Genomic DNA, 19013 nt, shown 5'->3' on the forward strand with positions numbered 1-19013 from the left:
TTAGATAGTTTGTTCTTGTAATTGAGGTCCGGAAGCAACCAGTTTTTTACCTTCTTCCGTATTACAATACTGTTCAAAGTTCTTGATGTATCTTGAAGCTAAATCTTTTGCTTTTTCTTCCCACTCAGAAACATTACTGTATGTATCTCTAGGATCTAAAATACCTTCGGAAACATTTGGCAATGATGTAGGAATTTCAAGATTCATAATAGGAACTTTTGTTTTTGGAGCGTTTTCGATAGAACCATCAATGATCGCATCAATGATCGCTCTTGTATCTTTAAGGGAAATTCTTTTTCCTGTTCCATTCCATCCTGTATTTACCAAATACGCTTTAGCACCATGCTCTTTCATTTTGCCAATTAAAGTTTTAGAATACATAGTTGGGTGTAAGGTAAGGAAAGCTTCACCAAACGCCGGAGAGAAAGATGGTTCCGGTTCAGTAATTCCTCTTTCAGTACCTGCCAATTTGGAAGTATATCCACATAAGAAGTGATACTGTGCCTGATTTTCATCTAAAATAGAAACCGGAGGCAATACTCCGAACGCATCAGCAGAAAGGTATACGATTTTCTTAGCATGCCCTGCTTTGGAAGGCAAAACTATTTTATTGATATGATAAATCGGGTAAGATACTCTTGTATTTTCAGTGATTGAACCATCCGTATAGTCAGCAACACCATTGTTTACCACCACATTCTCAAGAAGAGCATCTCTCTTGATCGCTCCATAAATATCCGGTTCTTTTTCAGCAGACAGATCAATTACTTTAGCATAACATCCCCCTTCATAATTGAATACTCCATTATCATCCCAACCGTGTTCATCATCACCAATCAGATATCTTTTAGGATCCGCAGATAAAGTTGTCTTACCTGTTCCTGAAAGACCGAAGAATAAAGCTACATCTCCATCTTCACCAACGTTTGCTGAACAGTGCATGGAAGCCATACCTTTTAATGGAAGGTAATAATTCATCATCGCAAACATTCCTTTTTTCATTTCTCCTCCATACCAAGTACCTCCGATGATCTGAAGCTTTTCAGTTAAATCAAACATAATGAAGTTTTCAGAGTTTAATCCCTGCGCTTCCCAATTCGGGTTGGTCGTTTTGGAACCATTGATTACTGTGAAATCCGGTTCACCAAAGTTTTCCAACTCATAGTGAGACGGGCGGATAAACATATTCGTAACGAAATGAGCCTGCCAAGCCACTTCAACAATGAATCTTACTTTTAACCTGGTATCTGCATTGGTTCCACAAAAAGCATCAACCACATAAATTTTCTTAGATTTAGAAAGCTGATCTAACACTAATCCTTTACAAGATTGGAAAATTTCCGGAGTTGTAGGTAAGTTTACTTTACCATCCCAGAAAATAGTGTCTCTTGAAATATCATCCTGAACAATATATCTGTCTTTAGGTGAGCGACCTGTGAAAATTCCTGTTTTTACTGATACCGCACCAGATTCTGTAAGCTCAGCTCTTTCAAAGCCTTGATTTTCAGGAGAAACCTCAGCCTGATATAATTCTTCATAGGAAGGATTATAAATTACTTCGTAGTCTCCTTTAATCCCTAATTTTTGTAAATCCTGGATGATTTTAGCGTTTTTCATTTTACTTATATTTTCTATATTCTTTTTGGGTTCAACAAAATTAAATATTAATTAATTGTTAAAGGTGGTTAAATATAATGATATAAGTCAGAATGACAAAGAAAAATACAACCTTGTAAATTACTGATTACAAGCTAATTAAATCATCCCAATCAAAAATGGTAGAAAAACCTTTTCCCCAAAAATAGTCCCTAAAGCCGTCAAATTTAGCACTCATTACAAAATCTCCACCCCATGCTCCCAAACTTTTCACAAAAACAGGAGAATCCGCAAAAAAACGCTCTTTAACTGTAGGAATTTTAAGAAAATTGGCTATTTTTTGCTCATGTTCTAACATTAGTTGAGAAAAAATTTGCAATTCATTACATAATAAAATATTTCTTGTAAGATTGGAAAACTCATCAACCAGCCGTTGAGACTTCTCTTTGGATCTGTATAAATTGATCCCTTCCCGGCTGTCTTGTTTTTGATTTAAATGAATAAAGATCAGCTCATTTTTGAATGAAGGACTAAAATTCACCTTCTCATATTTGATTTCCGGCTTGCTCTGATAAAGAATGGCAGATTTCTCTTTAGCTACCGCTATATCATAGCCACTTCCGCCTAAGCTTATTGTATTCAAATGAAATGGATCTATTTTCGCCCATTCCGCAAGATTATTCATTAAAGTGGAACTGCTTCCTAACCCATAATCTGCAGGAAACTGAAGATTGGTTTTTAAGTAATAAGAATTTGTATGCTGAAATTTAATTTCTGAAAGCTGCTGAACATTGTGTAAGGTTTTAAGAATAAATTCAGCGCTTGAAGGAATATTTGTTTCTAAGATCTGCCAGTTTTTGTAATCAATGACAGCTTTTAGCCACAAGGTATTTTGATGATAAGCCTCCCAGAAAACCAAACATTTCTGATCGTCTTTTTCTTCAAAGAAAAACTCTTGTCCCAGCCTGGTAGGTACCGCTAAGACAAGAGCTCCATCTATTGCGAAATATTCGGAAGTAAGCATCAGCTTTCCTGGTGAGAATATTCCGGTCATATTTTTTAATTTTAGATTGCAGACGCAACTTCTACAGAACCATCAATTTTTTTGATCAACCCTTGAAGAGTTTTACCTGGCCCTACTTCTACAAAATTAGAAGCGCCGTCTTTGATCATATTTTGTACAGACTGCGTCCATTTTACAGGCCCCGTTAATTGTGCTATCAGATTTTGCTTGATTTCATCCGGATTGGTTACCGCTGTTGTAGTAATGTTTTGATACACAGGAATTGTAGCTTTTCTGAATTTTGTATTCTCAATAGCTGCTGCTAATTTTTCTTGTGCAGGTTGCATTAATGGTGAATGGAAAGCTCCGTTCACTGGTAACAACAATGCTCTTTTCGCTCCCGCTTCTTTCAATTTAACGCAAGCTTCTTCTACGGCCGTTGTTTCTCCTGAAATTACCAACTGCCCAGGGCAGTTATAATTAGCCGGAACAACAATTCCATTTATAGTTGAGCATATTTCCTCCACTTTAGCATCTTCCAATCCTAAAATGGCAGCCATAGAGCTTGGATTGGCGTCACAGGCTTCCTGCATTGCCTTTGCTCTTTCTGCTACGAGCTTCAGTCCATCATCAAATGATAAAACGCCATTGGCAACCAGTGCGGAAAATTCTCCTAATGAATGTCCTGCAACCATTTCGGCACCAAGACCGTTCACTGCTTTTAGTGCAGCTACTGAATGTATAAAAATTGAAGGTTGGGTTACTTCTGTTTTTTTAAGATCTTCATCTGTTCCATTAAACATAATGGAAAGAATATCAAATCCTAAAATTTCATTGGCAGACTCCATCAAATCCTTTATGTCTTTTCGAGAATCGTATAATTCTTTTCCCATCCCCACGAATTGAGATCCCTGCCCAGGAAATACAAGTGCTTTCATGTATTAATTTAAAATATTATGCAAATATAAATATAATGTTGAAAAATATTCTGTAATCGATAAAAGTCTATGGAACCAATCTGATCACTCGGTAACCAGTGTTCACATATGCCCCGTTCGCTTTTGATTTCACAAATTCAAATTTGGTCGCTAACTGGGTCTGAACTTTATTCATTTGTTTAAAAATTTCTCCTTTTTTATTTTCTCTTGTCAGCATATCATTTACTACATCAAAACCTATGATGGCATATTTGCCTGGAGTTTTACAGTATTTGCTTTTATATGCTGCTAAAATTTCTTTTTCAAAAGTCCCGTCTGTGTTGATCTTTCTGTCCATCAAATATACCAGATTGGCCTGGCTCAGCTCATCCACTCTTTTTTCGAAGCTTGGAACGTAGTACATACTGAAAGCCTTCACCCCCTGTACTTCTTTTGATAAAGCTATAACTTTATTGGAAAATGCTTCCCCTATATTATCAGTATCACTTGCTAAAATAGCAATTACCGGAGCGGCCTGTCCTGTCATCATATTCTGGTCAAGCTGAATTTCCGAAGGTGAGCTTACAATCTTCACATTTGAATTTTTAACCGCTTTTTCAAGACCTGCTTTTATGTAATTAGCATTATCTTTTTTGCCATCTGCTACTATGTAAATTTTCTGGTCAGAATATACTGCTTTTACTTCATCAACAATTTTGTCTGCGTAAGTTTGATCGTTTGTCTCAACAATGATCAGGTTGCTGTAATTGTATAGTTCCGGAGAATTGGCAAATGGAGCAACGATCGGGATTTTTTGGTTCTTAGTAAAATCCAGTACATCTACTACATTAGATTTGAAGAATGGCCCGATAATCAGATCCGTATTATTAGGATTGATCTGCGTTAAAGAATTTTTAAAGGTTGCTTCATTTCCGGAATCAACGATTTTAATATCCAGTTTTTGTCCGTTTCTGGCATTCCTTTCAATGGCAAGCTGGGCTCCCGTTAAGAAATCCATTGCCATACTTCTGTATTGGGTTTCGTTGGTGCTATATCCGAAAGGCAACATCATGACTACGCTTAATGCATCTCCACTTTTCTTTACATAAGCCGGATCCAGTTTTTTAATTTTCAAAACCATACCGGTTTTTAAACCGTTCGATAATTCAGGGTTTAAAGCGATCAGCTCATCAATGGTAACTCCGAATTTATTAACGATAGAGAATACAGTGTCTCCCTGCTGAACTGTATAAGTCACATATTCATCTGCTGAAGCTGTTTCTGTATTGGAAGATGTATGAGAAGACCTGTCGTTTCCGGAATCAATGCTTGTTTTGGAATTGACAACAGGTTCGGTAGCCGTATCGGTATTTGACCTTTTTATTTTAATAGTTTCTCCAGGTTTTAAGCCTTTTTCTTCTAAACCCGGGTTTAGAGCAAAAAGCTCCTGTTGAGTGATCCCAAATTGTTTTGAAATCCTGTAATAATTATCTTTAGATTGAATGGTATAATTCTCAGTATCAGATGTGGAAGAAGTTGATGTTTCACCGGCAGTTTCTACAGGTTTTGCTGCAACAGCTACCTGTTGATTTCCTCCATATTTTTTAATGCTTTCAAGAGGTAAAGTGATCTCATCCCCAATTTTCATATGAGATTCCAACTCAGGATTCAACTTTCTTAAATCGGTTTCTGAAATTCGGTATTGTTTGGTGATTCCGTAAATAGTTTGCTTAGGCTGCAAAACAATTTTTCCTAATTCAGTACTCGTTTGTTTTTTTTCAACTACAGCCGGTTTTGCAACAGCTACAGTTTTTTTATCTGATTTTACTGCAAGAACATCTCCAATTGCTAATTTGCCGTCTTTAAACTTTGGGTTCAGTTTCAGCAATTCATCCACGGTCATGCCGTATCTTTTAGCAATATTGTACGGATTATCTCCTTTTACAACAGTGTGGGATTTTTGAGCGGAAACGCCCAAAACCATACATAAACCGGATAAAATAAAAAACCTCTTGATCATGTTCGATACTTATAATTTACAAAAATACTTCTTTAAAATTAAATGGCAACAATTATTAATTTTGATTCTTGTACCACCATTTCCTCTAAACAAGTTTCAAGCCACGAATAACCTTGGTCAGCAAAAAAAACACTAAAATTATAAATTCTTTCCTGCCAAGTCTTTGAAGGGTGTACATCCAGAAAGAGATTTTCCAGTCGTTCGAGCAATTCATTCTGCTTTATTTTTTCCGCATGGAGAAGTCTTTTCTTCATTCTCTTGAACGATTTAAGCTGTCTTATTTCTTCTGCTTTCACCATATTTCCGAAAGATTTCTCAGTGGTTTCCGCAACAGTTTTTAATTCAGAAAAATTACTGATCAACACATTTTCTTTTTCTTCCAATAATTTCAGAATAGCATTATTATCTAAAATTTTATTGTTGGTAAGGGTTGTAAAATTTTGAAAGAAATCTTCAATTTTCAAATCCAGTTTTTCAATTTTCTTGATTGTTTTTTCCTGTAGAAACAGCATAGAGTTTCTTGGAATAAGAATAGGAAACGGAATATTGATATGAGAAAAATAATCTTTCAATTCCAGCCAATACATGATTTCGGCATTCCCCCCTATGTAAGCAATGTTGGGTAATATTTTTTCCTGATAAACAGGGCGCATCAACGCATTAGGGCTGAATTTTTCCGGAGCGTTTTCCAGTTCATTGATGATTTGTTCCTGACTGAACTGAATACCTTTATCAACAACAATGTATTGTTGTCCGTCAAAATCTATCCTGTCTCTTGTATCAGAAAGATAGAACAGGTTGATTTCTCTTGGATTTACCTGAACTTTGCCATATTTCGCTGTAAGAAACTCTACTTTCTGCTTTGATATTTTTTGCAGGCTGGAGTGAAGAAGCTCATCTTTGAACACTTCTTTAATTTCTGTTTTTAATTCTTTAGAATCTCCATCTAAAATGAGCAATCCAAATTCTGAAAAGAGTCTGTTCACCAAGATTTTAATGGCACTAGTAAGTGTATTTCCCGCCTTATAAGCTTCTTTAAGCATTAATATAAGCTCTGTTCCGAAAACATAATCTTTAAATTCTTTTTCAAATTCAGAAATAAAGAAAGTATCCGTTATAGGTATTCTTCCAACAGGACCTCCCGATTTTTCATTTATTTCATAGTACCCGTTCTGTGTCTTGAAATGATTGATCTCTGCAAAATCATGGTCTTCAGAAGCCATCCAATATACAGGCACAAAATTGAAATCAGGAAAGTTTTCTTTTAAATAAGTACAGGTTTTAATGGTCTGCAATATTTTATAAATGAAGAAAACAGGCCCCGAGAACAAGTTTAGCTGATGTCCCGTAGTAATAGTAAATGTATTAGGGGCGTTCAGATCATGTAGATTTTCTTTCTGTTGTGAGGAAAGTGTAAGACCTGAAAGCTGTTGCTGAACAGCATGAGATAAAATTTCTCTTTGCTGAGCAGTAAAAGATTGCTGTTTTAAGTGAATCTGCTTTCTGAAATTATCTAAAGAAAATGTGTTTTCTTCAAATCCTTCAATTTTATGGTTTAAAAAGTCCTTAATTAATTGAGGAATGCTTTCTATATCATTAAATGATATTTTATTTATTGTTTTCAACCTGATTGTACTTTTAGTTGAACAAATACCAGACAATTCCTATATTCAATCTGAAGTCGTATACAGGATAGTGTGGAAATGCGTACGCTTTATTATGAGACGCAAGTGTCCCGATTTGTTGCCCTTCTATAAAGAAGAACATTTTTTTAACTTTCATATTAAAATAAACATCCGCAATTGGCTGTCCTCCGATGGAGAATGAATTAGCGTTCGGAAGAATATACTCATTAAGCACCGGGAAATAATCTCTTGATGCAAATTTAGAGAAGTAATATACTTTGATCCCCGCCTGAATTTCCGCTGCTTTTTTAAATGCATGGGTTTGATAGAAAATGTTAGCTCTTCCTATAAAACCTGGCATTGGATATAGATCTTTGTTCGTTAAAGCATTTTGAAATTGCAATCTTGTATTCAAATGGAAATTGCCATAGCTGAAGGTAGCATCACCTCCAATTTGAGAAATATTCAAAGGCGTCTCACTTTGTTTTGGAGTTGCGCTGCTGTCTAAATAAGTATAATTATCTATTCTGAAATAATTGACAAATAGCTCTGTTTTGAACCATTTCAGATTGATGTTTCCGCCAATTTCGGTGATGGTTTGATTCTTTGCATCCTGAAGATAATAATTGAAGTTTTTATAAACCGAAGTATTCAGTAAATAATTGAATGTAGGGTAAACACTTTGAAAGTTTACTTTGGCATTGACGAAGTAATCTTTGATAGGCTCAAATTTCAAATTATTGGTGGTCTTTACATAAGTCCCAAATTCGCTCCCATTTGAAAATTCAAGGAATGAATTCAGCTGAACTTTATCCCAAAGCTTAACCTGTAAATTCCCTACTGCTCCTATCCTATTTTCTTTAATTTCAGTAGGCCAAACAACATCATTCACCACAATTCCTTCTTCAATTCCGAATTTTAACATCTGATAACGAACTCCCGCATCAAGCTTGAATTTTTCATTATCTAAAACTAAGCTGACTGTATTGCTTAAATTATCAGAATACTTTTTTGTAGAAAGTGGGAAACCGCTGATCAGTTCATCTTCATTCGTATACCAATAAGGTTCTAAAGCATCCTGATGATAGAAATATTTATTTCCCTGATGAAAAATCGTATGTCTTATCCTAAAAGGAAATTTCTCTGAATTGAACGGCGTAAACTGATGGCTCAGATAATATCTCCTGTAAGAAAACTGAGAGCTGGTAGAAGCCAGATTTACCTGAGCATTCTGTCTGTTTCTATAATCACTGTCTCCAGTCTGAAACAGTTCATCTTCCGAAATTCCTCCATTTTCCTGGTTGTTCACGTTTTGATGTAAATAATGGGCAAAGATCTCATAATTCCCTTTTTTGGTAATGTAGTGCCCTGAAAATAAAGTATTATTATTCGAAGCCAAAGAATTCCTGTAAAGCCCTTGAGAACGAAGTCCCATGTATTCTATTGCAAAATTGAATCTTTTTCCAATATTTTGGGTATAGGTGGATTTCAAAGCTGCTCCATTCCTCATTGAGTTATGATAAACAAATGTAGCAGTCGGAGTTTTTACATCATAATATTTCACATCATTAATTCCGATGATCCCATAAGATTTATTGGTAGGCAATAAAGACAGGTTCTGTTCAGAATTGACTTCATAAGACAAAGGATTAAATCCAGAACCTACATTGGCAAACTGAATTCTACCAAAATTGTCTCTGTTATTATACTGTGAAAAAATATAGGTCTTATCGAAAGTCATTACCGTATCAAAAATTTTCTTTTCAGTATATTGCGTCTGAAATTGATAATCATTGATGGTCGGCTTAAATATTTTCAAGGAGTCTTTTCTCCCCGAATCTATGACCAAAGTATCTTCCAGCTTCTTATCCAGTTTATTTGAGTCTGTCTTATTGACTACTTGTGCATGAGCAAAAAAGCCTGAGAAAAGTATGATGAGAAATATGTACTTCATTTCCTGATTTTGTAGAGCAAAAATAAGAAATAAAAGATAATAAAAAACCCCGTCTAAAAGACGAGGTTTTTTTATAATATCAATATTGAATATTAAGAACCAGTTAATGTATCTACTTTGTCTCCGAAAGAACCTGCACTTACATAATAATTAACATTTAAAGTTAATTTTCTAGCACAGAAGTCAACTTTAGAAGCAGCACCATTCACAGCCATTTTCATAGAAATCATACCATAAGATGGGTGAAGATATCCAGTTTGCTGAGGAGTAAATGTTACGTTTCCAGAGTTAGGATCATAAGTAAGTTTAATATCATAACCTACTTCAATATAATCTTTCAGAATTAGAGTGTTTGGATCTGTACCTTGTACAATCGTTTGTCCACTCCAAGCACCAAATAAACCATTATTTACATCGAATGTACCTACAAATGTAGAAGCATTACAAACTAATGACATAGATAATGCAAATTCTTGTTTGAAGCTTGAGTTAGGGATTGTAGCACTTTGCAATTTAAATTTAGCCACTTTAGCAACAGGAGACATTCCTGATTCTAAAACTCTAACTGTAAATTTACCTGTATTTTCTCCACTAGCAAGGTTGTCTGTAGCATTTACAATTTGGAAGTCAACTCCTTCAACTGCCGTTGAATTAGCTGCATCAAAAACTAATTTAACGTCATGGCTACCAGAAACAGCAGCGATGGTTTCGTAATCAATTACATAATCGAAATGATTAGTCCCCGCTAATACTCCTGCTGTACCTTCAGTTTTAGCAAAGTTCAGGTAAGAACCTTTATCGTAATCTGGGTTTGGCAAACCATCATCTTCAACACATGAAAATATTGAAAAGAAGGCTGCAAAAAACATTAGATATTTTAACATATTTTTCATTTTAGTCTATTTATAAAATTAATAACCTGGGTTTTGTTGAATAGCTGTATTCACATTAATTTCCAAAGATGGAATTGGCAATGCCCACTTATAACTGTTTAAAGGTAAGTTTGCTGGGTTACCTCCAGGGAAGTTTGAAGTACTAGAAGAGTAATCAGCAGGGTGTCTGTCAATTCCTGCGTTAGCTAAAGTACCCAATCTTTTTATATCTATAAATCTATAACCTTCGTAAGCAAATTCAATTCTTCTCTGATCTAGGATTCCTTTCCAAGCAGCAGTTGCACTAGGATAAGTAACAGTCTGGCTAGATCCGAATCTTTGATCCAATACAGATTTAACAGCAGCAGCAGCACCAGTTAAATCTCCAGCAGCAACTCTCGCTTCTGCTTTGATGAAATACATTTCAGAAATTCTCATGATTTTGAAATCATTGTTATTTCCGTTTGTACCTGTAGTTGCCCAAGTAGCAGTACCTGTTGCAACACCTCCGTGCTTGTTGATTACTAAAACGTCAGAATCTCTGTATGTAGGAGAAGTAGCATAGTTAGGGTCAACAATTGAAGAAGGAGCTACAATTGTTCTGAATCTAACATCATTTGCACTATTTGTAGCAACTAAGTTATATAAAGCTCTACTTACTTCATAGAAAGGTGAACCTGCCGCATTTGGTCTAACACTACACCAAGCATTGTGTAAGTTAGTACCTTGTGCATTTTGTTGAGCAGTTCTTTTTAATTTAAAGATAACTTCTTGAGCTGCCCCATTAGATTCATTAAAGAAAACTCCTTGATACTGAGCTTTAGTCGCAAGACTTACTCCAGAAGTAGAAATTACTTGATTGGCCCAAGTTTCAGCATTCGTGTAATCTCCTTTATAAGCATAAGCACGAGCTTTTAATCCTTTTGTAAAGTTAACGTTAGCAACAGTTGGATCAATTCCAGGTGCAGGGTTAGCCGTATATAAAGAGATGGCCTGATCTAAGTCACTATGAATAAATGCATAGAACTCTCCGTTTGTATTTCTTGGACGGTCATTGTCTTCAGGTGCAAAGATTCTGTCTGAAATAATACCTGCTAAAGCAGAATCACTTTTCATATCTGTAGTAAAATATGATAAGATCACTAAATGACAGTAAGCTCTCATTGTTAAAGCTTCCGCTTTAATTCTGGCGATAACTTTTGCATCATCGGCATCCACCGGTGTTATTTTTTTAGAATATTCCAGAACTCTGTTAATTCTTGCTAGAGCAACATACATGTTTGCCCATAAAGCAGAAGGTCCACCTGATGTAGGAGTCAAGAAAAATACATAGTCATCTGTTAAACCTTGTCCTCCGTTTGCTACCCCGATTCCACATTCATCTGTAAATACAGATACAAATTCTGCCTCAGATCGGCTTGAAGTAGCTGCATACACAGAGTTAAGTAATAGTCTTAGATCAGAACTCGTCTGGAAGGCAACATCCTCTGTTAAAGCCCCAGGTGCATAAGTATCTAGCAAATCGTTACTACAAGATGTAGAAGACAGTCCTGCTAAAGCTATAAGTGATATATAAACTAATTTTTTCATTTTTTTAAATTCTTATTCATTAATTAAAATTTAACATCAAACCCTAAAGTAAATGTTTTAGGAGAAGGATATTGACTTTGATCTGCAGCTCTGTTACTTTCAGCATCATAACCTTGCCATTTAGTCCAAGTTGCTAAGTTTTCAGCTTGTAATGTAATTCTTAATTCTCTTACAAATGTTCCGTTTAATAGAGATTTTGGAATATTATATCCTAACTGAATATTTCTAAGTCTTAGATAAGAACCATCAACTAAGAATCTATCTGACAATGCCTGAGCTTCGTAGTTAGTAGCTGTAAGCGAAGGAATATTTGTATTAGTATTCGTAGGAGTCCAAGCATTTAATAGATCTTTTGAAACATTGAACTGACCTAGATCTGTTGGATCGTAGAATCCTGACATATCATAATCATATCTGTATAGACCTGCAACATAAGTAAATGTTGTAGATAAGTATAGTCCTTTATAGTCTAAATCAAATCCAAAACCACCTTGGTATTTAGGAATTGTGTTATACTTAAGAGGTCTTAAGTCAGCAGTTGTTGGTGTTTCTGTTGGGTTACCGTTGATATCTTCAAACAATAAGTTACCGTTACTTGGGTTAACACCTAAATAGTGATACACATATGGTGCTTGATATAACGATCCGTTTTGAGAATATACCATTGGCTGAGTTCCTTCTCTTAAAACTCCATCTGGTAAATCATATACTCTTTGCTTATTGATAGATCCATTCCCTCTTAAAGTAAAGGTAAGGTTATCATTTTTAAACAGATCATAAGCAAGAGATAATTCATATCCACTGTTTCTTAAATCCTGTGGAGTATTCTGTCTGATAGATAAAACCCCACTTGTTGGAGATTGAGCCCAGTCATCGAAAAGGTCAATAGTTTTTCTATCATATATATCGAACTGTCCTCTTAATCTTCTGTTGAATAATTCGAAATCAGTACCTACGTTCCATTGTTTAGTAGTTTCCCATCTTAGGTCAGCATATCCTAAAGTGATTCCCATACCCATTAATCCGTTATAAACGTTATTAACGATAGAGAAAGTATCAAGATATGGAGGAGGGTTTAGTCCAGCCCAAACAGTTCCATCTACAATCCTTTGGTTACCGGTTACCCCGTAAGATCCTCTAATTTTAAATGAGCTAACCCATTTTACATTATCCATGAAGTTTTCTTCATCTACATTCCATCTACCTCCCACAGACCAGAAAGTACCCCATCTTTGATCCGCGCTGAATCTACTTGAAGCATCTCGTCTGATGTTGGCAACGATACCATATTTCTTGTTGTAGTCGTAATCAAGGTTACCAAAGAAAGAGAACATATTCAATCTTGATTGTCCTGCTCCCACTGTTGGTACGTTGAAGTCATTAGCACTTGTATCTGTAACATATCCTGTTCCAGTTCCAGGTACCCAAGTTAATGGATTAAGACCTCTTTGAGTAAATGTGCTTGATTTTAACATAGCATTGTTAAATTCGAAAGCACCCGTAGCATTAATTGTATGGTCTCCGAAAGACTTGCTATATTCTAATTGCCATAAATTGTTGAAGTAGAATTGTCTTGATTCAGCAATTGTTTCAGTACCTACAGCCTCAGTTCCGTTTTGGAATAAGAAAGAGTTGAATGAAATTGGATGCTGCCAAGTTAATCCGTTTTGAGTAATCAACTGAGCGTTCGCTCTCATTCTAGCAGTAAGGGAAGGAAGGATCTGATAAGACATTTCAGAAGTAACGTCTAATCTCATTTCATCTAAACCAGTATAGAATGTTTTCATCTTATCCATCAAGAATAATGGAGTAAATAATAACGTTCCCTCAGTTTGGTATAGATCCCATAATTGCTGAGAATTTTGATACATGCTAGGAGAAAGGTGAGGTGCTCCTTGGTATGCACCAATGATCATGTTTTGGTTTACCCCTCCTGTTCCTAAACTTCCGATTTGATCGTTTCTAGTGAAACCGATTGCAGTACCTAAACTATATTTGAATTTATTGTCATTAGTTTTACCGTTAATTGTATTTCTAACAGTAAATCTCTTCATACCACTATTCTGTAAGATACCATCTTGTTGTAAGTAACCTACGTTAGTATAGCTATTGATATTTTTAGCTCCTGTAGTTACAGAGAAATCATGACTCTGTAAGAAAGAAGGTCTGAAGAAAATATCTCGCCAGTTTGTATTTGTTTGATAATTATCAATTTCTTGCTGAGTCATACCAGCTCCTACACCAGCACCATATCTGTTTTCAAGAGTTAATAATTCTCTCGCATTAGCTAAATTATATCTAGCATTCTGCAACGTTGAAACCCCAATCTGAGATCTGTAGTTAAATGTTGTTCTATCACCATATCTACCAGATTTCGTTTTGATAACGATAACCCCGTTAGAACCTCTGTTACCATATTGAGCTGTAGCAGAAGCATCTTTCAATACTTCCATGCTTTCAACATCATTAGGGTTTAATGATCTGAATGAGTCACTGTTTGTTGGGAAACCATCGATTACATATAACGGGTCAGTGTTACCACTGAAAGTACCAACCCCTCTGATGATTACAGTAGGTTTAGCCCCCGGTTGCCCAGTTCCAGTACTAATATTAACCCCAGCCAACTGCCCCTGAACAACGTTCATAAGGTTTGAGTTTGGTCTACCGTTAATAGTTTCTTCTTTAATTTGCGCAGTAGATACCACTGCAGTTTTTTTAGATACAGCTCTATATCCAACTACTACAACCTCATCGATTTTAGTCTCTTTTTTTGGAATAGTATCCTGTTTTGCTTGCGCCAATAGTGTTTGCCCACCCATAAAGAACAATACTCCAGCACTCAATACACGTAATTTAACATTCATATTAACAAATTTTAATATATTTTAATAGGCAAATATGTTAATAAATATTAACACTTGCAAGTTTTTTAATCACATATACAGGCTTCTTTTTCACAATAAATAGTGAATTATAGATAAAACAAATAAAACTTAGCAATAATAGACCGTTATTATTTAATAAACTTCAAAATAACTATAACAAAAAACACATTTAACAAATAATCATCAATGCGAAAAATATTATTTAGAATTATTATAAATTAAAAGAAGAGAAATAAAAAAACCACTTGGTAAACAAGTGGTTTTCATCTATTTAAATTAAAAAGCTTTATTTCAACTTCTTCTTTACAGCAACTTCTTCATACACCTCTAAAATATCTCCTACTTCAATATCGTTATATCCTTTAAGGTTCAATCCACATTCGTAGCCTTTTGTAACTTCTTTCACATCATCCTTGAAACGCTTTAAGCTTTCCAATTCACCATCAAATTTTACGATACCGTCTCTCAATACTCTTACTTTAGAGTTTCTTGTTACTTTACCTGAAAGAACCATACAACCTGCAATTGTCCCTACCTTAGAAATCTTGAATATTTCTCTGATTTCAACGTTACCGATCACCTGTTCTTTAATTTCAGGAGAAAGCATTCCCTCCATCGCTTCTTTTACTTCTTCAATTGCGGCATAGATTACAGAATAAGTTCTAATCTCAATTTCTTCTCTATCTGCAAGATCTTTAGCATTAGCTCCGGCTCTTACGTTGAATCCGATAATGATAGCATCAGATGCCGTAGCAAGGTTAACATCAGATTCGGTGATCTGACCTACCCCTTTATGAAGAATATTAACATTGATCTCTTCTGTAGATAATCTCTGTAACTGATCGGATAATGCTTCTACCGAACCATCCACGTCTCCTTTCAGGATAATATTCAATTCTTTGAAATCACCCAGAGCAATTCTTCTTCCAAGCTCTTCAAGGGTCGTATGCTTTTTAGTTCTGATAGAAAGTTCTCTCTGAAGCTGTTCTCTCTTGTTGGCAATAGTTTTTGCCTCACTTTCATCTTCATATACTTTAAACTTATCCCCTGCAGTTGGCGCTCCATCCAATCCTAAAATAGTAACCGGAATTGAAGGTCCTGCCTCTTTAAGGTTTCTTCCTCTTTCGTCAAGCATTGCTTTTACCTTACCATGGTTTTTACCGGCAAGAACATAATCTCCAACTCTTAAAGTACCGGTTTGCACCAACATTGTTGATACATATCCTCTACCCTTATCTAAAGATGCTTCAATAACAACACCCTGAGCATTTCTGTTAGGATTAGCCTTTAATTCCAATAATTCAGCCTGAAGCAATACTTTCTCCAATAAAAGATCAATATTATTACCAAACTTCGCAGAGATCTCCTGAGACTGAACATTTCCACCCCATTCTTCCACTAAGATATTCATTCCTGAAAGCTGTTGACGGATGTTATCCGGATTGGCATTCGGTTTGTCCACTTTGTTCAAAGCAATGATCATTGGCACTCCGGCAGCTTGTGCGTGAGAGATCGCTTCTTTTGTCTGAGGCATCACATCATCATCCGCTGCAATCACAATAATAGCGATATCGGTAATTTGAGCACCTCTGGCTCTCATCGCTGTAAACGCTTCGTGACCTGGCGTATCTAAGAATGTAATTCTCTGACCGTTTTCAAGCTTCACGTTATAGGCACCAATGTGCTGGGTAATTCCTCCAGATTCACCGGCAATTACGTTAGTTTTTCTGATATAGTCAAGCAATGATGTCTTACCGTGGTCAACGTGTCCCATTACAGTAACGATCGGTGCTCTTGGGCTAAGATCTTCTTCAGTATCGATTTCTTCTTCTGCATCATTTTCTTCAAGATCTGCATCAGAGAATTCAATTTTATATCCGAATTCATCTGCCACAAGCAATAAAGTATCCGCTTCAAGTCTCTGGTTCATAGTAACCATAACTCCTAGTGAGAAACAAGCAGAGATAACTTCAGTTGGCGAAACGTTCATTAAACTTGCCAATTCTCCTACTGTAATAAATTCAGTAACTTTCAGAGTTCTGTCTTGTGCTTCAAGCTCTTGTTGACGCTCATCCTGTTCCCTACGGAAAGTTCTTTTATCTTTTCTGTGTTTTGCAGATTTAGATTTACCTCCTTTATTGGTAAGTTTCTCAAGAGTTTCCTTGATCTGGTTTTTAACTTGTTCATCCGTTAATTCAACAGGCATTACTCTTTGCCCAGGTCTGTTGTTCTGACCTCCTTTCTTGAATCCTCCGCCTTGGCCTTGTGGACGGTTACCTTGATTGTTGTTTCCAAAACGGTTTCCGCCTTGGCCACCTTGACCTTGTGGACGATTTCCTTGGCCACCCTGACCTTGCGGACGGTTTCCTTGGTTTCCTCCATGAGGACGGTTTCCTTGACCACCACCTTGGTTGTTTCCGGATTGTTGATTATTTCCTTGATTCGGTTGATTAGAACCAGGTTTTTCAATTCTTTTTCTTTTCTTTTTAGCACCCGCAGAAGATCTTGACTTATCTGCAAATTGAGTTAAATCAATCTTTTCCCCAACAATTTTTGGTCCATCAAGTTTTTGATAAACGGTCTCAATTTTTTGAGGTTCCTGTGGTTCCTCAGCTGCCTGAGTCTCAGGTTTTGTTTCAACTGGTTTTGGCTCAGCAGCAACAGGCTTAGGAGTTTCTTTCACAGGCTCTTCAACCGGTTTTTGTTCCACTTTCTTTTCTTCCACTACAGGCTTTTCTTTCTTAGCAGGTCTGTTTCTGCTTTCTATTTGGGATAAATCAATTTTATCTAAAACCTTAAACTCCTGTTTCTCAGGTGTTGCCGGAGTAACTTCAGGAGCAGGAGCCGGTTTTGGTTCCTCTTTTTTCTCTTCTGCAACAGGTGCAGGAGCCGGAGCTTCTTCAGCTTCAGGTTTTTTATTTTCTAAATCTATTTTACCTAAAATTTTGGTTTCAGGTTTTAAATTAGCTTTAGCTCTTATGACTTCAGGGGTTTTCTTTTCTTCAATTTCCAGTTTTTCTTCCGGAACTTTGGTGATCACCACTTCATGGGAAGCCTTACGTTGTTCACCATCCTTGGCAAACTCAGCCTCCAATGCAGAATATGCCGCTTCTTCCAATTGAGCGTTAGGATTGCTTTCAACCTCAAAGCCCTTGGATTGTAAAAACTCTACTAATCTGGACATCGAAATGTTGAATTCCTTGACCGCTTTATTTAATCTAATTTTTGGCATTTATATTATTTACTATTTTTTAATTTTTAAAATTAAAGTATTTCTTTTTTACTGTTTATTAAAATTATTTAAAATTTTAATCCTCAAATTCTTCTCTTAATATACGTTTTACCTCTTCAATTGTCTCCTCTTCAAGGTCAACCATATTTAAAAGACTCTCGGTATCTTTATCCAAGACAGATTTTGCAGTAGTAAGACCTACTTTCTTGAATTCCTCCAAAATCCATTCTTCAATGTCGTCATTAAATTCTTTCAATTCAACGTCATCATCCTCGCTGGACTCTCTATATACATCAATTTCATATCCTGTCAACCAAGAAGCCAGTCTGATATTTTGACCTTGTTTTCCAATCACTTTGGAAATCTCTTCAACCGGAGTATATACTAATGCATAGGTATCTCCTTCGTTGATGTCAATTTTATTGATGGTAACATTTCCTAACGCTCTCTTCACCAAAATCTCAGGGTTTTTAGACCACTGAATCACATCGATGTTTTCATTTCTCAACTCTCTTACAACGCCATGGATTCTTGATCCTTTCACTCCCACACAAGCTCCTACCGGATCAATTCTGTCGTCATAAGCATCTACTGCAATCTTCGCCTTTTCTCCAGGAATTCTCACCACTTTTTTCAGGATGATGGTTCCGTCCTGGATCTCAGGAATTTCCAGCTCTAATAATTTTTCCAGGAATTTAGGTGCAGTTCTTGAAATAATAATTTGTGGTTTAGAACCTTTAAAGTCTACTGTTTCTACAATAGCTCTGATATTTTCACCTTTTTTAAAGAAATCGGATGGAATCTGATTTTCTTTTGGCAGGATAAATTCATTTCCTTCGTCATCCAGCAAAATAACGTGCTTGTGACGGATGTGGTGGATCTCCCCTACTACAATTTCCCCAATTCTGTCTCTGAACTGCTCGTACAACATGGCATTGTTATGCTCCTGTAATTTTGTAGCTAAAATCTGCTTCAAAGTAAGGATATTTCTTCTTCCCAATTGAGCAACAGGGATTTCCATGGTATATTCTTCCCCCACTTCAAAAGTAGGATCTATTTTCTTAGCCTCAGAAATTTCAATTTCCAAGTCATCATCTTCAGACATTTCATCCTCTACAATCGTCTTATTCAGGAATATCTGAAAATCTCCTTTATCAGGGTTCACAATCACATCAAAATGATCATCTGAATCGAATCTTTTTCTCAAAAGAGTTTTCAGTGAATCTTCAATAATTGCCATAAGATCAATCTTACTGATCCCCTTTTCGTCTTTAAAATCACCAAAGGATTCAATCAACGCTATATTATCCATTTATCTT

Annotated in this window: 11 protein-coding genes; all 11 read right to left on the reverse strand. The window is 35.9% G+C overall.

The genetic code is table 11. The features are described 5' to 3' along the window. The 11 genes from pckA to nusA all read right to left on the reverse strand — a co-directional run bounded on the left by pckA (position 1) and on the right by nusA (position 19006). A complete protein-coding gene (pckA, locus tag EGI05_RS14605; RefSeq protein WP_123263770.1) occupies positions 1-1617 on the reverse strand; it encodes a phosphoenolpyruvate carboxykinase (ATP) in 1617 nt (538 codons plus the stop codon). Positions 1618-1744: 127 nt separating this feature from the next. After that, positions 1745-2650 (reverse strand): GYDIA family GHMP kinase, encoded by a 906-nt coding sequence (locus tag EGI05_RS14610; protein WP_123263771.1) that lies wholly within the window; start codon positions 2648-2650, stop codon positions 1745-1747. Positions 2651-2661: 11 nt separating this feature from the next. Next, entirely contained in the window at positions 2662-3537 is an 876-nt protein-coding gene (gene fabD, locus EGI05_RS14615) for an ACP S-malonyltransferase (RefSeq protein ID WP_123263772.1), read from the reverse strand. Between the two features lie 67 nt (positions 3538-3604). Next, positions 3605-5536 (reverse strand): LysM peptidoglycan-binding domain-containing protein, encoded by a 1932-nt coding sequence (locus tag EGI05_RS14620; protein WP_123263773.1) that lies wholly within the window; start codon positions 5534-5536, stop codon positions 3605-3607. A 38-nt stretch (positions 5537-5574) separates the two neighbouring features. Next, a complete protein-coding gene (bshC, locus tag EGI05_RS14625) occupies positions 5575-7161 on the reverse strand; it encodes a bacillithiol biosynthesis cysteine-adding enzyme BshC (RefSeq protein ID WP_123263774.1) in 1587 nt (528 codons plus the stop codon). 13 nt (positions 7162-7174) lie between these two features. Beyond that, the gene (locus tag EGI05_RS14630) at positions 7175-9115 is read right to left on the reverse strand and encodes a putative porin (RefSeq protein ID WP_123263775.1); all 1941 of its coding nucleotides are present in this window, start codon (positions 9113-9115) and stop codon (positions 7175-7177) included. Between the two features lie 92 nt (positions 9116-9207). Then, positions 9208-10008 (reverse strand): hypothetical protein, encoded by an 801-nt coding sequence (locus tag EGI05_RS14635; protein ID WP_123263776.1) that lies wholly within the window; start codon positions 10006-10008, stop codon positions 9208-9210. Positions 10009-10026: 18 nt separating this feature from the next. Continuing rightward, the gene (locus tag EGI05_RS14640) at positions 10027-11577 is read right to left on the reverse strand and encodes a RagB/SusD family nutrient uptake outer membrane protein (RefSeq protein ID WP_123263777.1); all 1551 of its coding nucleotides are present in this window, start codon (positions 11575-11577) and stop codon (positions 10027-10029) included. Between the two features lie 23 nt (positions 11578-11600). After that, entirely contained in the window at positions 11601-14441 is a 2841-nt protein-coding gene (locus tag EGI05_RS14645) for a SusC/RagA family TonB-linked outer membrane protein (protein ID WP_123263778.1), read from the reverse strand. Between the two features lie 307 nt (positions 14442-14748). Continuing rightward, complete coding sequence (infB, locus tag EGI05_RS14650; protein ID WP_123263779.1) at positions 14749-17694, reverse strand: translation initiation factor IF-2; 2946 nt, start codon at positions 17692-17694, stop codon at positions 14749-14751. Between the two features lie 76 nt (positions 17695-17770). Then, a complete protein-coding gene (gene nusA / locus EGI05_RS14655; RefSeq protein WP_123263780.1) occupies positions 17771-19006 on the reverse strand; it encodes a transcription termination factor NusA in 1236 nt (411 codons plus the stop codon). Positions 19007-19013 lie beyond the last annotated feature (7 nt).

The organism is Chryseobacterium daecheongense (genome assembly GCF_003729955.1).
Taxonomy (GTDB): domain Bacteria; phylum Bacteroidota; class Bacteroidia; order Flavobacteriales; family Weeksellaceae; genus Chryseobacterium; species Chryseobacterium daecheongense.

What these genes read in the sequence shown, in the direction of transcription:
- pckA (WP_123263770.1), bottom strand. Translation starts at nt 1,617, where the DNA reads ATGAAAAACGCTAAAATCATCCAGGATTTACAAAAATTAGGGATTAAA.
- EGI05_RS14610 (WP_123263771.1), bottom strand. Translation starts at nt 2,650, where the DNA reads ATGACCGGAATATTCTCACCAGGAAAGCTGATGCTTACTTCCGAATAT.
- fabD (WP_123263772.1), bottom strand. Translation starts at nt 3,537, where the DNA reads ATGAAAGCACTTGTATTTCCTGGGCAGGGATCTCAATTCGTGGGGATG.
- EGI05_RS14620 (WP_123263773.1), bottom strand. Translation starts at nt 5,536, where the DNA reads ATGATCAAGAGGTTTTTTATTTTATCCGGTTTATGTATGGTTTTGGGC.
- EGI05_RS14630 (WP_123263775.1), bottom strand. Translation starts at nt 9,115, where the DNA reads ATGAAGTACATATTTCTCATCATACTTTTCTCAGGCTTTTTTGCTCAT.
- EGI05_RS14635 (WP_123263776.1), bottom strand. Translation starts at nt 10,008, where the DNA reads ATGAAAAATATGTTAAAATATCTAATGTTTTTTGCAGCCTTCTTTTCA.
- EGI05_RS14640 (WP_123263777.1), bottom strand. Translation starts at nt 11,577, where the DNA reads ATGAAAAAATTAGTTTATATATCACTTATAGCTTTAGCAGGACTGTCT.
- EGI05_RS14645 (WP_123263778.1), bottom strand. Translation starts at nt 14,441, where the DNA reads ATGAATGTTAAATTACGTGTATTGAGTGCTGGAGTATTGTTCTTTATG.
- infB (WP_123263779.1), bottom strand. Translation starts at nt 17,694, where the DNA reads ATGCCAAAAATTAGATTAAATAAAGCGGTCAAGGAATTCAACATTTCG.
- nusA (WP_123263780.1), bottom strand. Translation starts at nt 19,006, where the DNA reads ATGGATAATATAGCGTTGATTGAATCCTTTGGTGATTTTAAAGACGAA.